The following is a 16,614-nucleotide window of genomic DNA, read 5'->3' as shown; positions in this document are numbered from 1 at the left end:
AGCTCCCCCAGAGGGGGAGCATTAAATGAAAAGGGCCGCCCCGATTGCTCGGGGCGGCCCTCCATCGTCGTAGCCGCGTCGCGGCGTGACTTGAACCTTAGGCGTTCAACGCCCTCAGTTGGAAACCTCGTTCTTCAGGCTCCAGGTCACTCGCGACCTCGGTTGGAGACAATGAGACACTGGTCACCTCCTTTCAGTTGTTGAACAACACAAGAGGAATATGGGCGCCGATCGGTGGTTCTGCAAAGAGGGTAATACAGCGACAGTAGGTCGCGGTGGGCATTTGCCCCGCAATCCGGCCGAGCCGCGCGAAAGCCGGGCATTCCCGGGTCGCGCAAAGGGGGAATAAGCGCGACCCGGGGCCGCATCATCGTCGTCAGGCGTAGAGGGCTCGCCCGGCCAGGATGATGAGGATCCAGAAACCGGTGTTGAGAACCAGCATGCCCGCGCGGTGCACGTTCAAAGTCGGGACCTTGGCGGCGATGGCGACGGCGCGGTTCACGGTGGTTTCCTTCCTGTGGCGCGTTGGATGAGCGCCTTGACCACAACTTAGACGCTGTCCGGCCGTTGACCCATGCGACAAAAGCGACGGGTCGGGCCAAATAGGCGGACTGATTGTCGCAGCTTGACCGTGGAGGGCCGATGCCGACCTGGGACCCAGACGTCTACCAGCGCTACAAGGCCTATCGCGACCGCCCGGCGCTCGACCTGATGCTGCAGATTCCGCGGGGCCTGGACCCTCGCGAGATCTGGGACCTGGGCTGCGGCACGGGGGAGCACGCCGCCCTGCTGGCCGCCCGCCATCCGGAAGCCCGGGTGCACGGCCTGGACTCCAGCCCCGAGATGCTGGCCCGCGGCCGGGCGATGCGCGGCGACATCGACTGGGTGCTGGGCGACATCGCCGGCTTTGCGCCCGAGATTCCGCCCGACCTGATCTTCACCAACGCCGCCTTGCAGTGGCTGGACCATCACGAGACGCTGTTCCCGCGCCTGATGGGCCTGCTGGCGCCCGGCGGGGTCCTGGCCTGCCAGATCCCGGTGGTGGCCGACGACGGCTGGCGGCGCAGCCTGCGCGAGGTGGCCCAGGACGGCCCCTGGGCGCCGCGCCTGGTCGATCTGGAGCGCGTGCGGTCCGGCGTCGATCCTCGGCCCTATCACGACTGGCTGTCGCCGCTCAGCGCCGAGCTCGACATCTGGGTCACGACCTATGTCCACGCCCTGGGCGGCGAGGACCCGATCGTCGACTGGACTTCGGGGACCAGCCTCAAGCCCTATCTGGAAGCGTTGGAGGACCCCGCCGAACGGGCGGCCTTCCTGACGGCCTGGCGGGCCCGGCTGGCGATCGACTATCCGCGTCGCGCCGATGGGGTGACGCTGTTTCCGTTCACCCGGATGTTCATGGTCGCCCAACGCTACTGACGGCGGCGCGGGCCAGGTCGGCGAGGCTGGGGCGGCGCCGCAGCTCGGTGACCGGCTTGCCCAGGCTGTCCAGCGCCAGCGCCGCGGCGGTGCGTCCGGCCGCGACCGCGGGTTCGAAGGCCTTCCAGTCGCGGATGTCGATCTCGTTGAGCTTGGGGGTGATCAGCACGTCCGAGGCCTCGCGGCTGGCCGCCAGATCGCGGCCGGTCGACACCGTGGCGGCCCGCATCAGCAGGGCGACGATCGGCGGACCCTTGCGCCATTCGCCCGACCAGAACCAGGTCCACAGCGAGGCTGGGCGATCGACGTCCTCGGCGGTGATGCTGCGGCCGCGCGTGACGTCGACCCCGACGATCGGGCCCAGCTGGAAGGCACGCATCACGTCGGCCGGGAAGTTCTTCATCACCGCGCCGTCGACCAGCACCGAATTGCCGTCGGCGACTGGCGGCAGCACGCCGGGCAGCGAGATCGAGGCCCGCAGGGCGTCCTGCAGCACGCCCTGGCGGTGCAGGTGATAGGCCCCCGAGGTCAGGTTCGACGAGACGCAGAAGAACGGCAGCCACAGGTCGGCGATCTCGATGTCGTCGAAATGCTCCTCCAGCCGCGCCTTGACCTTCAGGCCCCGGGTCATGGCCACCAGCGGGAAGGCGATGTCGTCCAGCGGGCTGGAATCCACGAAGGCCTTGCGGATGCGGGTCTCCATCTCGCCGTCGTCCCAGCCCATGGCCAGGCCGGCGGCGACCACGGCGCCCATCGACGAGCCGCCGACGAAGTCGATCGGCACGCCGCGCTCGCGCAGGGCCTGGATGGCGCCGACATGGGCGTAGGCGCGGGCCCCGCCGCCCGACAGCACCAGCCCGACCGACTGGCCGGTCAACACCCGGGCCAGGCGCTCGACATCGGCCATGCCGTTCTCGCGCAGGTGGAACAGGCGGGCGGCCTGGGTGGCGTTCAGCCACTCGGCCGAGCCCTTGGGATGGGTCACGCTGGCCGGCTGCAGCAGGATCAGGTCGACCAGGCGCTGGTCCTGCAACGGGCCCGAGGCGTAGGACGGGATGACCGGCGGCGGCTTGCGGTCGCCCTGGCCGACGCGGAACAGGCGGTCCACCTGCCGCCCGACCACGTGCTTCCAGGCGGTCTCGCTGGCCTCGGCCACGTACAGCACGAAGTCGTGGCGGCGCTCGACATTGCTGAACCATTCGGTCGGGGCCAGCAGCGACTCGGCCCCCTCGACGGTGACTGAGTAGCCCAGGGCCAGGATGGCGTGGGCGATGCGCTCGACGATCGGGCGGATCAGCTTGCCGGGCTCGACGGCGATGAAGCCGTAGACCGACGGGTCGCCGATCGAGGCGTGGGCCCCGGCCTGGCGGGCCCGGCGGATCATCAGCCGCGACAGCTCGATCATCACCGCCGGATCGCGCTCGACCGCCTCGAAGAAGGCGGCGCGGGGCAGGGCGAGGATTTCCGAATCGCGCAGGGCCACCAGGTTGGCCGAATGCGGCGCGCCGGCGATCATCGCCATCTCGCCGGCCGGCTCGCCGGGGCGGATCACCCCCAGAAACTGCGGCTCCTGGCCTTCCTCCCGCCGAAACGCGCCTAACCGGCCGGTGCGCAGGAAGTAGAGATAGTCCGCCGCCTCGCCGGGCGCGTAGAGTGTCGCGCCGCCGGGCAAGGAGAACCAGGCGGCGTCGCCTTCGCGATGTTCTTGCGCGAAGAGCCGGGCGAGGGCCGTATCGGCCATGAAGTCGGGCAGGGTGACCACGGGTGGAACGCTAACTTGAACCGCTGAACTTGGCCATCGAAGGTCAAAAACTGCGGCTTTCGGGACGAAACGGAAAAGGCTATGCCTCGCTAATGCCGAAGATGAACACGGGTATCGACAAAAACGGCGAGTCGTTCGCCAAAAACGCCGCGCACAACCGGGCCCTGGCCCAGGCGCTGCGCGAAAGGGTCGCCACCGCGGCCCTCGGCGGTCCGGAAACCGCCCGCCATCGCCATGCTGCGCGCGGCAAGCTGCTGCCGCGCCAGCGGGTCGAGCGCCTGCTCGACCCCGGCTCGCCGTTCCTGGAGATCGGCCAGCTGGCGGCCTGCGACCTCTACAATGGCGAGGCCCCCGGGGCGGGCGTGATCACCGGCATCGGCCGGGTGTCGGGCCGCGAGGTCATGATCGTCGCCAACGACGCCACGGTGAAGGGCGGCGCCTATTTCCCGATGACCGTGAAGAAGCACCTTCGCGCCCAGGAGATCGCTCAGCAGAATCGCCTGCCGTGCGTCTATCTGGTCGACAGCGGCGGGGCGAACCTGCCGCACCAGGCCGAGGTGTTCCCCGACCGCGACCATTTCGGCCGCATCTTCTTCAACCAGGCGCGGATGAGCGCGGCGGGCATCGCCCAGATCGCCTGCGTCATGGGCTCGTGCACGGCCGGCGGGGCCTATGTGCCGGCCATGAGCGACGAGACGGTGATCGTCCGCGACCAGGGCACCATCTTCCTGGCCGGCCCGCCGCTGGTGAAGGCCGCCACCGGCGAGGTGATCTCGGCCGAGGAACTGGGCGGGGCCGACACCCACGGCCGGCGCTCGGGCGTGGTCGACCACGTGGCCAATGACGACGAGCACGCGCTGGAGATCGTCCGCTTGATCGTCGCCAACCTCAACACCACCAAGCGCGTCGAGACCGAGATCCACGAGGCCAGGCCGCCGGTCCACGACCCGGCCGAGCTGTACGGCATCGTCCCCACCGACGTGCGCGCGCCCTACGACGTGCGCGAAGTGATCGCCCGCATCGTCGACGGCAGCGTGTTCGACGAGTTCAAGGCGCTGTACGGCACGACCCTGGTCTGCGGCTTCGCCCGCATCTGGGGCCAGCCGGTGGCGATCCTGGCCAATAACGGCGTGCTGTTCAGCGAAAGCGCCGTGAAGGGCGCGCACTTCATCGAGTTGGCCTGCAAGCGCAAGATTCCGCTGGTGTTCCTGCAGAACATCTCGGGCTTCATGGTCGGCGGCAAGTACGAGGCCGGCGGCATCGCCAAGGACGGCGCCAAGCTGGTCACGGCGGTCGCCAGCGCCGAGGTGCCGAAGTTCACGGTGCTGATCGGCGGGTCGTTCGGGGCCGGCAACTACGGCATGTGCGGCCGGGCCTACAGCCCGCGCTTCCTGTTCACCTGGCCCAACAGCCGCATCTCGGTGATGGGCGGCGAGCAGGCGGCCAGCGTGCTGTCCACGATCAAGCGCGACGGCCTGGAGGCCAAGGGCGAGACCTGGGCCGCCGAGGACGAGGAGGCCTTCAAGGCCCCGATCCGCGCCCGCTACGAGGCCGAGGGCGACCCCTACCACGCCACCGCCCGCCTGTGGGACGACGGCATCATCGACCCGGTCCAGACCCGCGACGTGCTGGGCCTGGCGATCAGCGCCAGCCTCAACGCCCCGATCCCGGACACCACCTTCGGCGTGTTCCGGATGTGATGGCGGTGGTCGCGCCGCATCCGCGCCTGCGCGCCTGGACGGAGGTCGAATTCCCGGCCTGGGAGACCCTGCACCAGGACCCCGGCGTCGCTCAATGGCTGGGCGGCGCCTGGTCGGCCGAGACGAGTCGGCGGAACTTCGAACGCGCGGCGGCCCACGTGGCCGAGCGCGGCTGGGGCGTCTGGGCGGTGCTCGACGCCGACGGTCAGGTGGTCGGGGCGGCGGGCCTGCAGGCGACGCGTGAGGGCCTGCCGTTCTTCGGCGTCGAGGCGGTCTGGCGGCTGCGGTCGGAGGCTCAAGGCCGGGGCCTGATCTCGACGGTCATGCCGGCGGTCCTGGCCGACGGTTTTGATCGCCTGCCGAACGACGAACTGCTGGCCTACACGGCGCGGACCAACGCACGTTCCCAGGCGGTGATGCGCCGGCTGGGTTTCCTGCGTGACGAAACGCGCGACTTCGACCACCCGGCCCTCGCGCCGGGTCATCCTCTGCGTTCTCATGTGATGTACCGCCTGCCCAGACCCCCCGAAGGCAGGCTTCAGGAAGGCCAAGACCGATGACCAATCCGATCGCCGAGGTTCCCGACACCGACGCCATGAGCCCGCTGGTCCACATGGATTCCACGGAAGGCGGCGCGGTGACCGTCTGGATCAACCGTCCGGCCAAGAAGAACGCCTTCGACGCCGCCACCATCGCCGCCCTGCATCAGGCCTTCGAGACCCTGCACGGGGCCGAGGGTGTGCGGATCGTCTTCCTGCGCGGGGTGGGCGGGGCGTTCAGCGCCGGCGCCGACCTGGAATGGATGGCCTCGGCCGCCGACTGGAGCGAGGACGACAACCGCGATGACGCCCTGGGCCTGGCCCACATGCTCAAGGCCCTGCACGATGTTCCGGCCCTGACCGTGGCCCTGGTCGAAGGCCCGGCGTTCGGCGGCGGGGCCGGCCTGGTCGCCGCCTGCGACCACGCCCTGGCCACGGCCGACGCCAGGTTCGCCTTCTCGGAGGTCAAGCTGGGCCTGACCCCGGCCACCATCAGTCCCTATGTGATCGCGGCGCTCGGCCCGCGCACCGCCAAGCTATTGTTCGCCACCGGCCGGGTGTTCGACGCCGACGCCGCCTGGAGCTACGGCCTGGTCGACGAGGTGTTCGAGGACGCCGCCGGCCTGGAGGCCGCCCAGGACGCCCTGATCGAGGAGGTCGCCGCCTGCGCGCCCGGCGCGATCGGCGACGCCAAGGCCCTGGTCAACGACCTGGTCGACCAGAAAATCGACCGTGGCCTGATCGAGGAAACGGCAAAACGCATCGCCCGCCGGCGGGTGTCGGACGAAGGCCAAGAAGGCGTGCGCGCCTTCCTCGCGCGTCGTAAACCCAGCTGGACGAACTAGAGTCGGGATCGGGGGCGACATGACGGGTGAACTGGAAGCGGCGGCGGCGGACTCGTTCAGCGAGTTCTTCAAACCACGCAAGAAACAGCCCTTCGAGGGCGTGGGAAAACCGTGCGGCAACTGTGGGGCCACGCTGGAAGGTCCCTATTGCCACGCCTGCGGCCAGAACGCCGACAACCACAAGCGCTCGATCGGCCATCTGCTCTGGGAAGCCATCGAGGGGATGTTCCACCTCGACGGCCGCCTGGCCCTGACCCTGCCGGCCCTGTTCCTGAAGCCGGGAGGCCTGGCCAAGGACTATATGGAAGGCCGGATCGTGCGGCACGTGCCGCCGTTCCGCACCTTCCTGGTCGCGTTGCTGCTGTTCATCTTCGCGGCCGAGCACGCCATCCACTCGGCCCAGCACCATGCCGAGGAAAAGGCGCACAAGCGCGCCGAAGCCCTGGCCACGCCGCAGGGCCGGGCCGCCGAGGCCGCCCGGCTGCGCACCGACGCCGTCCAGGATCGCGACGTCCGCCTGAAGGAAGCGGCGGCGGATCGCGATGCGACCCTGGCCGAGGCCGCCAAGGACCGCGACGCCGACCTGAAGGATCCCGACGAGGACCGGGCCAAGACCCTGGCGCGCTATCAGAAGGCCGCCGCCAAGGCGCCCGCCGACTATCAGGAGGCCGTCGCCCAGGCGCAGACCCACTACGCCGAGGCCGTCGCCAAGGCCGACCAGATCGCCGCCGGCAAGTTGCCCGAGGGGATGGGACTGACCGCGGAAGAGGCCCGCAAGGCCGACGCGGCGCGAATCCGCGGCCTGTCGCTGGACGGCGAGGTTCCGGCGGTGACCATCCACGACGACGGCCACGTCGAGCGCGGTCCGACCACGCTGCCGCCCGAGGCCCAGACGGCGCTCAAGGAGGCCGCGGGCGGCGGCCATGATCCGTCCAAGGCCGCTCGCAACTGGCTGAAGGAGGGCATCGCCAGGGCCCGGGAGAACCCCGAGTTCTATCAACTGGTGCTGTTCACCTGGGGCCACCGCATGGCGGTGCTGCTGCTGCCGATCGTCGGCCTGGCCCTGACGCTGGTCTATCGCAACAAGCCCAAATTCTTCATCTACGACCACCTGCTGGTGGCGATGAACCTGCTGTCCTTCGCGTTCCTGACCAACGCCCTGGGCCTGGTCCTTCCCGACATGCTCAAGCCCTGGTGGTTCGGCCTGCTGATCCTCTGGACGCCGATCAACCTGTTCCAGACCCTGCGGGGCGCCTACGGCTCCAGCATCGTCGGCGCGACGCTCAAGACGTTGATCGTCTGGTGGGCCACCGTGTTCTCCTTCTCGCTCCTGCTCGCCGGCCTGGCGCTTCTGGCCCTGGCGCAGATCTAGGATTTTCGTTTTGATCTCTTCCGTCCTCATCGCCAATCGCGGCGAAATCGCCCGTCGGATCATCCGCACCGCCCGCGAGCTGGGCGTGCGGACGATCGCGGTCTATTCCGAGGCGGACGCCCACGCGCCGTTCGTGATGGAGGCCGACATGGCCATCCTGATCGGCCCGGCTCCGGCGCGGGAGAGCTACCTGGTTCCCGAGAAGATCCTGGCCGCCGCCCGCCAGTCCGGGGCCGAGGCGATCCACCCCGGCTACGGCTTCCTGTCCGAGAACGCCGACTTCGCCCAGGCGGTGATCGACGCCGGCCTGGTGTGGATCGGGCCGCCGCCCTCGGCGATCCGCGCCATGGGCCTGAAGGACGCCGCCAAGAAAGTGATGATCGCGGCCGGCGTGCCGACGACCCCCGGCTATCTGGGCGACGACCAGTCGCTGGAGCGCTTGAGCCAGGAGGCCGGCAAGATCGGCTTCCCGGTGCTGATCAAGGCCGTGGCCGGCGGCGGCGGCAAGGGCATGCGCAAGGTCGAGCGGGCCGAGGACTTCGCGGCCATGCTGGCCTCGTGCCAGCGCGAGGCCGCCGCCAGCTTCGGCGACGACCGCGTGCTGCTGGAGAAGTACGTCACCCGGCCGCGCCACATCGAGGTGCAGGTGTTCGGCGACAGCCACGGCAACGTCGTCCACCTGTTCGAGCGCGACTGCTCGTTGCAACGCCGCCACCAGAAGGTCATCGAGGAGGCTCCGGCCCCCGGCATGGACGACGCCACCCGCGCCGCCGTCTGTGACGCGGCGGTCAAGGCGGCCCAGGCGGTGGGCTATGTCGGGGCCGGCACGGTGGAGTTCATCGCCGACGCTTCCGAGGGCCTGCGCGCCGACCGCATCTGGTTCATGGAGATGAACACCCGGCTGCAGGTCGAGCACCCGGTCACCGAGATGGTCACCGGCCAGGACCTGGTCGAATGGCAGCTGCTGGTGGCCTCCGGCGAGCCGCTGCCGCTGAGCCAGGACGAGATCACGCTGGACGGCTGGGCCATGGAGGCCCGCCTCTACGCCGAGAACCCCGCCACCGGCTTCCTGCCCAGCACCGGGCCGCTGACCCACTTCCGGCTGCCCGAGGGCGACGTGCGGGTCGACAGCGCGGTGGAGGAGGGCGGTGAGGTCACCCCGTTCTACGACCCGATGATCGCCAAGCTGATCGCCCACGGCGTCGACCGCGAGGACGCCGCCGCGCGCCTGGCGCAGGCTTGCCGCCTGGTCGAAGTGTATCCGGTCAAGACCAACGCCGCCTTCCTGGCCAAATGCGCCAGCCATCCCGACTTCATCGACGGCGCGATCGACACCGGCTTCATCGAGGCGCGGCTGGACCAGCTGACGGCGCGAGACTTCTCCGACGCCCCGACCCTGGCGGCCATCGGTCAGCGGCTGGAGGCCTTCATGGAGGCCGACACCCCCAAGGCCGACGTCTGGAACGGCGGGCCGTCGCGGCTGCTGGGCTTCCGGATGAACGGGCCCCGGGCCGCGATGCACCTGCCGATGAGCGTGGACGGCAAGACCGTGCCGCTGCGCGTGGCCCTGGCCGGCGGGGCGCCCTCAGGAAGCCTGGGCGACGACTGGTCGTGGGACATCACCGTCGAGGACGGCCGGCCGCTGGACGACGTCGACGTGCTGCCCGCGGCCTTCGGCGGTGATCCGCTCTATGTGTTCGAAGGCGGCGACGTCCGTGAGTTCGACTTCGCGTCCAAGGTCGGCGCGGCCCATGTCTCGGTTTCGGACGGGGTGGTGCTGTCGCCGATGCCGGGCAAGATCGTCTCGGTGGCGGTCGAGGCGGGGCAGGCGGTGACTAAGGGCCAGACCTTGCTGACCCTGGAAGCCATGAAGATGGAGCACGCCCTGGCCGCGCCGTTCGACGGCGTGGTGGCCGAGCTGTCGGCGACCGCCGGCGGCCAGGTCAGCGAAGGCGTGGTGCTGGCGCGGCTGGAGCCGGCGCTCGACATCGCGTCCTGAAAACCCTTCTCCCCTTGGGGGAGAAGGTGTCGGTGTCGCCGACGGATGAGGGGTCTCTCAAATGGGAAACGCCGCGACCGGCCTTTCGGCTGATCGCGGCGTCTGGCGTCTTTCGACCCTTCACCCGACCTCCTTCGGAGGCCACCCTCTCCCGCAAGGGGAGAGGGGATCGTCCTTACGGCCGAACCGACGCCAGCACCGGCGGCGCGTCGTCCTCGTCCTCGTTCAGCGCGCCCAGCTCGCCGCGCTCGCGGGCCTTCTTGCCGTAGACCAGCTCGAACAGCGGCGAGGCCATCAGGGTGGTGAGGATCGCCATCAGCACCAGCATCGAGAACAGGGCCGGGCCGATGATCCCGCGCTGCAGGCCGATATTGATGATGATCAGCTCCATCAGGCCCCGCGAGTTCATCAGCGCGCCGATGCCCAGGGCGGTCGGGTTGTCCTGGCCGGTCAGGCGGGCGGCGGCCCAGCAGGCCCCGCCCTTGGCCAGGATCGAGCCCAGCAGGATCACGGCGGCGACCAGCAGCAGGCCGACATTGTTGACCATGTTCAGCTGGGTGTTGAGGCCCGAGAAGGTGAAGAACATCGGCAGCAGCACGATCACCGCGAACGGCTCCAGCTGCTTCTTGATCTCCCGGCTCAGCACGCCGCGCGGCATAACCGTGCCCAGGATGAAGCCGCCGAACACCGCGTGGATGCCGATGGCGTCCATGGCGAAGGCGCTCAGCATGAACAGCATCAGCACCACGCCCAGCAGGCTGGGGCTGACCTTGCCCTCGCGCTCGGCCCAGCGGCCCAGCGGAGCCAGCAGCTTGGGACCCAGGGTCAGCATCAGGACCACGAAGGCGACGCCGCCGACGATGGCCTTGACCGCGATCATCGGGCCGCCGCCGAAGCTGGCCAGCACGATGGCCAGCACCGTCCAGGCCCCGGCGTCGTCGATGGCTCCGGCCGACAGCGACAGGGTGCCCAGCGGCGTGTTGGTCAGGCCGCGCTCGTAGATGATCCGGGCCAGCATCGGGAAGGCGGTGATCGAGATCGCCGCGCCCATGAACAGAGTGGCCTGGAAGGTGTCGATGCCCTTGCCGAACAGGTTCAGGCTCAGCAGCCAGGGCGCGATGGCCACGGCCACCAGGAACGGCGCGGCCATGCCCGAGATCGAGACGGCGGCGGCGCTCTTGGCGTTGCTCTTGAAGTGCTCGCTGCGGAAGCCCAGGCCGACCAGGAACATGTAGAGGCCCACGCCCAGCTGGGCGCCGACATAGAGGACCGTCTTGGACTCCTTGGGGAACAGCATGTGCTGGATGTCGGGAGCCAGCAGCCCGAACAGGGACGGGCCGAGGATCACGCCGGCGATCATCTCGCCCACGACCTGGGGCTGGCCCAGATATTTCTTCGCCACCCAGCCGACCGCGCGACAGGTGGCGATGATCACGAACATCTGCAGAAAGAAAGCTACGCTAAGCTGTGCTGGCGTCATGTCGCCCCCCAAATCCGCGTCGCGTTGACCGCGATCGCATGAACCCCGCCGACCGAACATCGGTCGTTTGTCCGACAATAGAAGATGACTACGCTGTCATGTCGAGCGGAAAATGCCCGGGGGACGCGGAAGACCGCCGTCGCGACACCCTGAATCTCGCGGCTCTTTCCTCGGCGGGGCGCTGGCCCTAAGTACGCGTCTATGCCCCTGCACATCATCAAGCTGGTCGTCGGCTGCGACAACATCGAGGAACTGGTCGCCTGGCACGCCGAGGCCGACCGCCCCTGGATCATGCACACCCGCATGACGCCCAAGCGCGTCGACGAGGTGCTGGCCGGCGGTTCGCTGTACCGGGTGATGAAGGGCCAGATCCTGTGCCGCCAGACCATCCTGGCCATCGACACGATCGGCGAGGGCCAGGCGTCGCGCTGCGAGGTGACCGTCGATCCAACCATCGTGCGGGTGGCGCCGACCCCGCGCCGTCCGTTCCAGGGCTGGCGCTACCTCAGGGCCGAGGACGCGCCGCCGGACCTGACCGAAGCCGAGGCCGCCGAGATGCCGGCGGACCTGGCCCGGCAGCTGCGCGAACTGGGCGCCTGGTAGTCTAGACGGCGCGGACGATTAGCCCGCGAGCGCTTCTTCAACTCAACAACTCCGTCATCCCCCGCTTTATGCGGGGGACCCAAACGGCGTTTCCAGGGATGGCCGGGTTGGCTCGGCTTGGGTCCCCCGAACAAGTCGGGGGATGACGAACGTGGGGGCGCTCAGAACTTCGCCGACCTGACATCGCTCCACCGCGCCACGCGGCAACAGCGCCCTACACCGCCATGTTGTCGATCAGCCGGGTCCTGCCCAGCCACGCGGCGACCAGGATGCGGGCGTTGGCTCCGCTGATCGGGCCGGGGCCCAGGCGCGACAGGTCGCCGGCCTCGCGAACGTCGAAATAGTCGATCCGCCCGAACCCCGCGGCCGTCAGGGCGGCCTTGCCGGCGGCCTCGGCCTCGTCGACCCGGCCGCCGGCCGCCACGGCCTGGGCGGCGGTCTTCAGCGCGGTCGGCAGGGCGACGGCGGCGGCGCGTTCCTCGGCGCTGAGATAGGCGTTGCGCGAGGAGAGGGCGAGACCGTCCGGGGCCCGCGCGGTCGGGGCGCCGATGATCTCGACCGGCAGGTCCAGGTCGCGGACCACGCGCTTGATGACCTGAAGCTGCTGGTAGTCCTTCTCGCCGAACAGGGCGACCTGGGCCTGCGCCTGGATCAGCAGCTTGGTGACCACGGTGGCGACGCCGCCGAAGAATTGCGGCCGCGCCGCGCCTTCCAGCGGTTCCGAGACGCCGGAGACCTCGATCGCGGTCGAGAAACCCGGGGCGTACATCTCGGCGACATTGGGGGCGAACAGCAGGTCGCAGCCGACCTCGGCCAACAGTTCGACGTCACGGGCCTCGCCGCGCGGATAGGAGTCGAAATCCTCGTGCGGGGCGAACTGCCGGGGATTGACGAAGATGCTGGCCACCGTCCGTTGGGCGTGGACCTGCCCCAACTTGATCAGCGACAGATGGCCTTCGTGCAGGGCGCCCATGGTCGGGATCAGGGCGACGCGCTCGCCGGCGGCCTTCCAGTCGCGCACCTGGGCGCGCAGGTCGGCGACCGTGCGGACGATCTTCAGAGCCGGATGGGGGGCCGGGTGGGACACGGCGAACTCCTGCGTCGAACAGGCGTTGGCTTATGACGGAGACCACCCCGGGCGTCCACCTGCGACAATGGGTCCACAGGGAAGGAACCCCGGATTGACGCCTAACCCTCTCAGGTTAGGTCGTTCATGTTAATCTTTCAGTGAGAGTCGCCGAGTCGGGCGAAAAGAAGGAAGGCAACCATGGCCGAGCCGCGCGTCATCGTCGTCGGCAACGAAAAGGGCGGAGCGGGCAAGTCCACGATCGCCGTGCACCTGGCCACCGCCCTGCTGTACGGCGGCGCCAAGGTGGCGCTGCTGGACCTGGATCTGCGCCAGTGCTCGTCGATGCGGTTCTTCGAGAACCGCCAGGCCTGGGTCGCCGCCAACGGCGTGACCCTGCCCATGCCGATCCAGCAGCGCCTCAGCGACGACGACATCGCCCTGGCGGCGGGACCGGAAGCCGGTCAGGTCGAGAAGTTCGAGATCGCTTTCGTCGCCGCGCGCGAGGCCGCCGACTTCGTGCTGATCGACACCCCTGGCGGCGACACCGCCATCTCGCGCATGGCCCACGGCCTGGCCGACCTGATCGTCACGCCGATGAACGACAGCTTCGTCGACTTCGACATGCTGGGCCACGTCGATCCGGTCACCATGGAGCTGCAGAAGCCCAGCCTCTATTCCCTGACCGTGTGGGAGGCCCGCAAGGCCCGCGCCCTGTCGGGCCAGCGCCAGGCTCTGGACTGGGTGGTGCTGCGCAACCGCCTGGCCACCACCGAGGCTCGCAACCGCAAGCGCGTCGAGGACCGCCTCACGGCCCTGTCGAAGCGGGTCGGTTTCCGCATGGGTCCGGGTCTGCGCGACCGGGTGATCTATCGCGAACTGTTCCCGTTCGGCCTGACCATCGCCGACCTGTCGCCGCAGGTGCGGCCGGTGCCGGTGTCGCTACAGCACCTGGCCGCGCGTCAGGAACTTCGGGCCCTGATGCATTCCCTTGGCCTGGCCGCCTTTTCCGGGGAAACTCTGCTCGCCGCCGAATAGGCGTCCGGCGGCGTCAGGGACGCTGAATGTTCTATCTGCTGATCGGCGCGGTGGTCGTCGTCTTCTTGCTGTGGGGCCGACGCAAACCGTTCCTGAAGGGCGACGGCTGGCGCATCGGCGCCGGCGTGACGGCTGTCGTGGCCTTCGCCGGCGCGGCCTATGCCAGCATTCGCGGGGCCTGGGAGCCGGGCGTCGTGCTGTTCGTGATCGGGCTGTGGACGGCGGTGACGGCGCGGCAGCGGCCCGTCGTGCGCAGGGCGGGGGGCGCGAACGCCGAGGTTGGCCTCTCAGAAGCCCGCGCGATCCTCGGCGTGGGGCCCCAGGCCACCAAGGCCGAGATCCAGGCGGCCCATGCGCGCCTGATCCGCCTGGCCCATCCCGACAAGGGCGGCACGACGGGCTTGGCCGCACAGCTCAACGCCGCGCGGGATCGTCTTTTAAGCGGGAAGTGAACGGCTTTCGTGTCGGGGAGTGTTATTCCGACGCGCCCGCGTCCACCACGTTCGTCATCCCCCGACTTGTTCGGGGGACCCAAGCGGGGTCTGCCCCCATGTCAACGGCGGCTTGGGTCCCCCGCATAAAGCGGGGGATGACGACTATTTGTGAGTTGGAAGAACGTTCGCGAGCTTGGATCAGCGAACTGAAGCGCCCTAGCGCGGCGCCAGGACCATGCAGGGCTGACGCTTGGCGGTGATCGCCTGGCAGGCGCCGCGGGCCGCCTCGGCGGTCAGGCCCTGGAACTGGGCCCGGAAGCTGCCGCCGGCCGCGCCCTCGACCGCGCCCTCGGCGTCGGACACGAACTTGGAAAAGCGCGAGCGCACGATCATCAGTTGGTCCCGGGCCAGGCCCTTGGACTTGAACGCTCCCACCTGCACGCCCCATTCGCCCTTGGCCTTCGGCGCGGGCTTGGCGCCCTTCACCGGAACTTGGGCGGCCTTCAGGGTCGGCGAGACCTTGAGTGACGGCGGCGGCCGGGGATTGTCGGTCAGCACGATCTTCAGGCCGGCCTGGTCGCCGTCGCCTTCCTCGGACGAGGGACGCATGATCGGGCCGGTCGGCTCGTCTTCGTACAGGTTGGAGGCGATGGTCGTGCGCTCGCCGTGCGAGCGGCGCTTGAGCACGTCGAAGCCGGTGGTCAGCAGGTCTTCCATGTTGTTGTCGCGCCAGGCGGTGGACGAGCCGCCCAGGACCACGGCGATCAGGCGACGGCCGTCGCGCACGGCCGAGCCGGCGAGGTTGTAGCCCGAGGCGTTGGTGTAGCCGGTCTTCAGTCCGTCGAAGCCGGGCATGTTGGTCAGCAGGCGGTTGTGGCCGCGGACGTAGTTGCCGCGGAAATTGAAGCCGGTGATGCTGAAGTAGGAATAGTACTGCGGGAAGTCGCGCATGGTGGCGCGCGACAGGATGGCCAGGTCGCGGGCGGTGCTGATCTGGCGGCTGTCGGGCAGGCCGGAAGCGTTAACGAAGCGGCTGTTGCGCATGCCCAATTCTTGACCGCGCAGGGTCATCAGGGCGGCGAAGCGGCTCTCGCTGCCGCCGAGTCGCTCGGCCATGGCCACGGCGGCGTCGTTGGCCGACTTCACGGTCATGGCGCGGATCGCCTCGTCGACGCTGATGCTGTCGCCGGCCGGCAGGCCCAGCTTGGTCGGGGCCTGGGCGGCGGCGCGGGACGAGAACGGCACGCGATCGGTCAGCTTCAACCGGCCTTCGCTGAGCGCCTCGAAGGTGAGGTACAGCGTCATCACCTTGGTGACCGACGCCGGGTAGCGCGGGCTGTCGGCCCTTTTGTCGTAAAGCATTTCGCCCGAATTGGCGTCGATCACGATCGCCGCGTACTTGGGCTCGGCGCTGTTCATCTGCAGGTACGGGATCTGCGCGGCGGCCGTCGTCGGCGCGGCCAGGCCGCACATCAGCGCGCTAGCCAGGCCTGCGGCGGCCAGAACGAAACGGGCGGACATAAACTTGGCGAACATGACAAATGCGTCCGTCATTTGAACTGAGCGGTTCCGCACCGCCACACGCGTGACCTTAGCATGCGCGTCGCCGCCTTACGCCAAAGTAAACAAGTGGTGAGTGGTTTCGCCGCGGACATGGATAATTTCAAGGCGTTGCGGCGAAGCTTCGGTTCTCGCGCATCAGGCGAGCGCACTTTCCCTTAGGTTATGGTGCGCTGCACAAAATTCTTGACTGCTGCACTGCAACATGAGACACCGACGTTGTCCCAACCGCATGAGCAGGATCGTCAGTCCCGCGCCATGCCCCGCTTTAGCCAGGAGCCACCCCATGGCCGCTACCGAAACCCTGAAGAACACCGTCGAGCAGTTCAGCACCGCCTCGAACCAAGCGTTCAAGGACGGCGTCGAAAAGTCCCTGGCCGCTCTGGCCGAGGCCAACACCCATTCGAAGAAGAACCTGGAAGCCGTCGTCGCCTCGGTGACCGCCGCGACCAAGGGCGCCGAAGCCCTGGGCGCCCAGGCGTTCGCCTATTCGAAGAAGGCCGCTGAAGACCAGGTCGCCGCCGCCAAGTCGCTGGCCGGCGCCAAGAGCGTCCAGGAAGCCGTCGAACTGCAGACCGCCTGGGCCAAGTCGGCCCTGGAAGCCTACATCGCCCAGGTGAGCAAGGCTTCGGAGATCGTCTCGGCCTCGATCAAGGACTCGGTCAAGCCGCTGAACGAGCGCGTCAGCGCCACCGTCGAGAAGTTCCAAGCCGCGCGCTAAGCCTTCCGGACCTTTCGGTCCTCGGGCGACACAGCCGCGACACAGTTTGAAGGCCCGGACCGGGAACGGTCCGGGC

15 protein-coding genes are annotated in these 16,614 nt (G+C 68.9%); 10 read left to right on the top strand and 5 right to left on the bottom strand.

What is annotated here, in order from left to right; translation table 11 throughout:
• Nucleotides 1-376: 376 nt before the first annotated feature.
• Nucleotides 377-502 (bottom strand): hypothetical protein, encoded by a 126-nt coding sequence (locus PMI01_RS28080; RefSeq protein ID WP_007672537.1) that lies wholly within the window; start codon nucleotides 500-502, stop codon nucleotides 377-379.
• Between the two features lie 140 nt (nucleotides 503-642).
• Between PMI01_RS28080 and PMI01_RS18850 the strand changes: the two genes are divergently transcribed.
• Nucleotides 643-1,419 carry a methyltransferase domain-containing protein gene (locus PMI01_RS18850; RefSeq protein WP_007672535.1) on the top strand — a complete coding sequence of 259 codons (777 nt, stop codon included), beginning with the start codon at nucleotides 643-645 and terminating at the stop codon, nucleotides 1,417-1,419.
• Here the strand turns inward: PMI01_RS18850 and PMI01_RS18845 are convergent.
• Nucleotides 1,397-3,160 (bottom strand): patatin-like phospholipase family protein, encoded by a 1,764-nt coding sequence (locus PMI01_RS18845; protein ID WP_162136403.1) that lies wholly within the window; start codon nucleotides 3,158-3,160, stop codon nucleotides 1,397-1,399. The genes PMI01_RS18850 and PMI01_RS18845 overlap by 23 nt on opposite strands.
• Before the next feature lie 113 nt (nucleotides 3,161-3,273).
• Here PMI01_RS18845 and PMI01_RS18840 point away from each other — a divergent pair, with 113 nt between their 5' ends.
• Genes PMI01_RS18840 through PMI01_RS18820 form a run of 5 tightly spaced genes read left to right on the top strand, consistent with a single transcriptional unit; the run spans nucleotide 3,274 to nucleotide 9,636 of the window.
• Entirely contained in the window at nucleotides 3,274-4,881 is a 1,608-nt protein-coding gene (locus tag PMI01_RS18840; protein WP_007672533.1) for a carboxyl transferase domain-containing protein, read from the top strand.
• The gene (locus PMI01_RS18835) at nucleotides 4,881-5,441 is read left to right on the top strand and encodes a GNAT family N-acetyltransferase (protein WP_007672532.1); all 561 of its coding nucleotides are present in this window, start codon (nucleotides 4,881-4,883) and stop codon (nucleotides 5,439-5,441) included. Before PMI01_RS18840 ends, PMI01_RS18835 begins: the two co-directional genes overlap by 1 nt.
• On the top strand, nucleotides 5,438-6,265 hold the full coding sequence (locus PMI01_RS18830; RefSeq protein ID WP_007672531.1) for an enoyl-CoA hydratase-related protein: 828 nt from the start codon (nucleotides 5,438-5,440) through the stop codon (nucleotides 6,263-6,265). The genes PMI01_RS18835 and PMI01_RS18830 overlap by 4 nt, the downstream gene beginning before the upstream one ends.
• Before the next feature lie 19 nt (nucleotides 6,266-6,284).
• Nucleotides 6,285-7,637 (top strand): DUF3667 domain-containing protein, encoded by a 1,353-nt coding sequence (locus tag PMI01_RS18825; RefSeq protein ID WP_007672530.1) that lies wholly within the window; start codon nucleotides 6,285-6,287, stop codon nucleotides 7,635-7,637.
• A gap of 10 nt (nucleotides 7,638-7,647) precedes the next feature.
• On the top strand, nucleotides 7,648-9,636 hold the full coding sequence (locus tag PMI01_RS18820) for an acetyl-CoA carboxylase biotin carboxylase subunit (protein WP_007672529.1): 1,989 nt from the start codon (nucleotides 7,648-7,650) through the stop codon (nucleotides 9,634-9,636).
• Between the two features lie 175 nt (nucleotides 9,637-9,811).
• Here the strand turns inward: PMI01_RS18820 and PMI01_RS18815 are convergent, their stop codons facing one another.
• Nucleotides 9,812-11,176: a cation:proton antiporter gene (locus PMI01_RS18815; protein ID WP_369744058.1), complete on the bottom strand. Its 1,365-nt coding sequence runs from the start codon at nucleotides 11,174-11,176 to the stop codon at nucleotides 9,812-9,814.
• A gap of 141 nt (nucleotides 11,177-11,317) precedes the next feature.
• On the opposite strand from PMI01_RS18815, the gene PMI01_RS18810 reads away from it, so the two are divergent.
• Nucleotides 11,318-11,719: a DUF1489 family protein gene (locus PMI01_RS18810; RefSeq protein WP_007672520.1), complete on the top strand. Its 402-nt coding sequence runs from the start codon at nucleotides 11,318-11,320 to the stop codon at nucleotides 11,717-11,719.
• Between the two features lie 214 nt (nucleotides 11,720-11,933).
• Here PMI01_RS18810 and panC read toward each other — a convergent pair whose 3' ends face one another.
• On the bottom strand, nucleotides 11,934-12,779 hold the full coding sequence (panC, locus tag PMI01_RS18805) for a pantoate--beta-alanine ligase (RefSeq protein WP_193352456.1): 846 nt from the start codon (nucleotides 12,777-12,779) through the stop codon (nucleotides 11,934-11,936).
• Nucleotides 12,780-12,986: 207 nt separating this feature from the next.
• Here panC and PMI01_RS18800 point away from each other — a divergent pair, with 207 nt between their 5' ends.
• Both PMI01_RS18800 and PMI01_RS18795 read left to right on the top strand, forming a co-directional pair.
• Nucleotides 12,987-13,823: a division plane-positioning ATPase MipZ gene (locus PMI01_RS18800; RefSeq protein WP_007672511.1), complete on the top strand. Its 837-nt coding sequence runs from the start codon at nucleotides 12,987-12,989 to the stop codon at nucleotides 13,821-13,823.
• A 26-nt stretch (nucleotides 13,824-13,849) separates the two neighbouring features.
• The gene (locus PMI01_RS18795; protein ID WP_007672508.1) at nucleotides 13,850-14,275 is read left to right on the top strand and encodes a J domain-containing protein; all 426 of its coding nucleotides are present in this window, start codon (nucleotides 13,850-13,852) and stop codon (nucleotides 14,273-14,275) included.
• Between the two features lie 198 nt (nucleotides 14,276-14,473).
• On the opposite strand, the gene PMI01_RS18790 is transcribed toward PMI01_RS18795, so the two are convergent.
• On the bottom strand, nucleotides 14,474-15,793 hold the full coding sequence (locus PMI01_RS18790) for a D-alanyl-D-alanine carboxypeptidase family protein (protein ID WP_007672505.1): 1,320 nt from the start codon (nucleotides 15,791-15,793) through the stop codon (nucleotides 14,474-14,476).
• Nucleotides 15,794-16,103: 310 nt separating this feature from the next.
• Between PMI01_RS18790 and PMI01_RS18785 the strand changes: the two genes are divergently transcribed.
• Nucleotides 16,104-16,538, top strand: a complete 435-nt coding sequence (locus PMI01_RS18785; protein WP_007672504.1) for a phasin family protein — start codon at nucleotides 16,104-16,106, stop codon at nucleotides 16,536-16,538.
• Nucleotides 16,539-16,614: the final 76 nt, after the last annotated feature.

The organism is Caulobacter sp. AP07 (assembly GCF_000281955.1).
GTDB lineage: Bacteria > Pseudomonadota > Alphaproteobacteria > Caulobacterales > Caulobacteraceae > Caulobacter.
This window is presented reverse-complemented; position numbering and strand designations above follow the sequence as displayed.

Bases quoted from the DNA above. Each gene is read 5' to 3' on its own strand.
- PMI01_RS18850 (WP_007672535.1), top strand. From the start codon at position 643: ATGCCGACCTGGGACCCAGACGTCTACCAGCGCTACAAGGCCTATCGC.
- PMI01_RS18845 (WP_162136403.1), bottom strand. From the start codon at position 3,160: ATGGCCGATACGGCCCTCGCCCGGCTCTTCGCGCAAGAACATCGCGAA.
- PMI01_RS18840 (WP_007672533.1), top strand. From the start codon at position 3,274: ATGCCGAAGATGAACACGGGTATCGACAAAAACGGCGAGTCGTTCGCC.
- PMI01_RS18835 (WP_007672532.1), top strand. From the start codon at position 4,881: ATGGCGGTGGTCGCGCCGCATCCGCGCCTGCGCGCCTGGACGGAGGTC.
- PMI01_RS18830 (WP_007672531.1), top strand. From the start codon at position 5,438: ATGACCAATCCGATCGCCGAGGTTCCCGACACCGACGCCATGAGCCCG.
- PMI01_RS18825 (WP_007672530.1), top strand. From the start codon at position 6,285: ATGACGGGTGAACTGGAAGCGGCGGCGGCGGACTCGTTCAGCGAGTTC.
- PMI01_RS18815 (WP_369744058.1), bottom strand. From the start codon at position 11,176: ATGTTCGGTCGGCGGGGTTCATGCGATCGCGGTCAACGCGACGCGGAT.
- PMI01_RS18810 (WP_007672520.1), top strand. From the start codon at position 11,318: ATGCCCCTGCACATCATCAAGCTGGTCGTCGGCTGCGACAACATCGAG.
- PMI01_RS18800 (WP_007672511.1), top strand. From the start codon at position 12,987: ATGGCCGAGCCGCGCGTCATCGTCGTCGGCAACGAAAAGGGCGGAGCG.
- PMI01_RS18795 (WP_007672508.1), top strand. From the start codon at position 13,850: ATGTTCTATCTGCTGATCGGCGCGGTGGTCGTCGTCTTCTTGCTGTGG.
- PMI01_RS18790 (WP_007672505.1), bottom strand. From the start codon at position 15,793: ATGTTCGCCAAGTTTATGTCCGCCCGTTTCGTTCTGGCCGCCGCAGGC.
- PMI01_RS18785 (WP_007672504.1), top strand. From the start codon at position 16,104: ATGGCCGCTACCGAAACCCTGAAGAACACCGTCGAGCAGTTCAGCACC.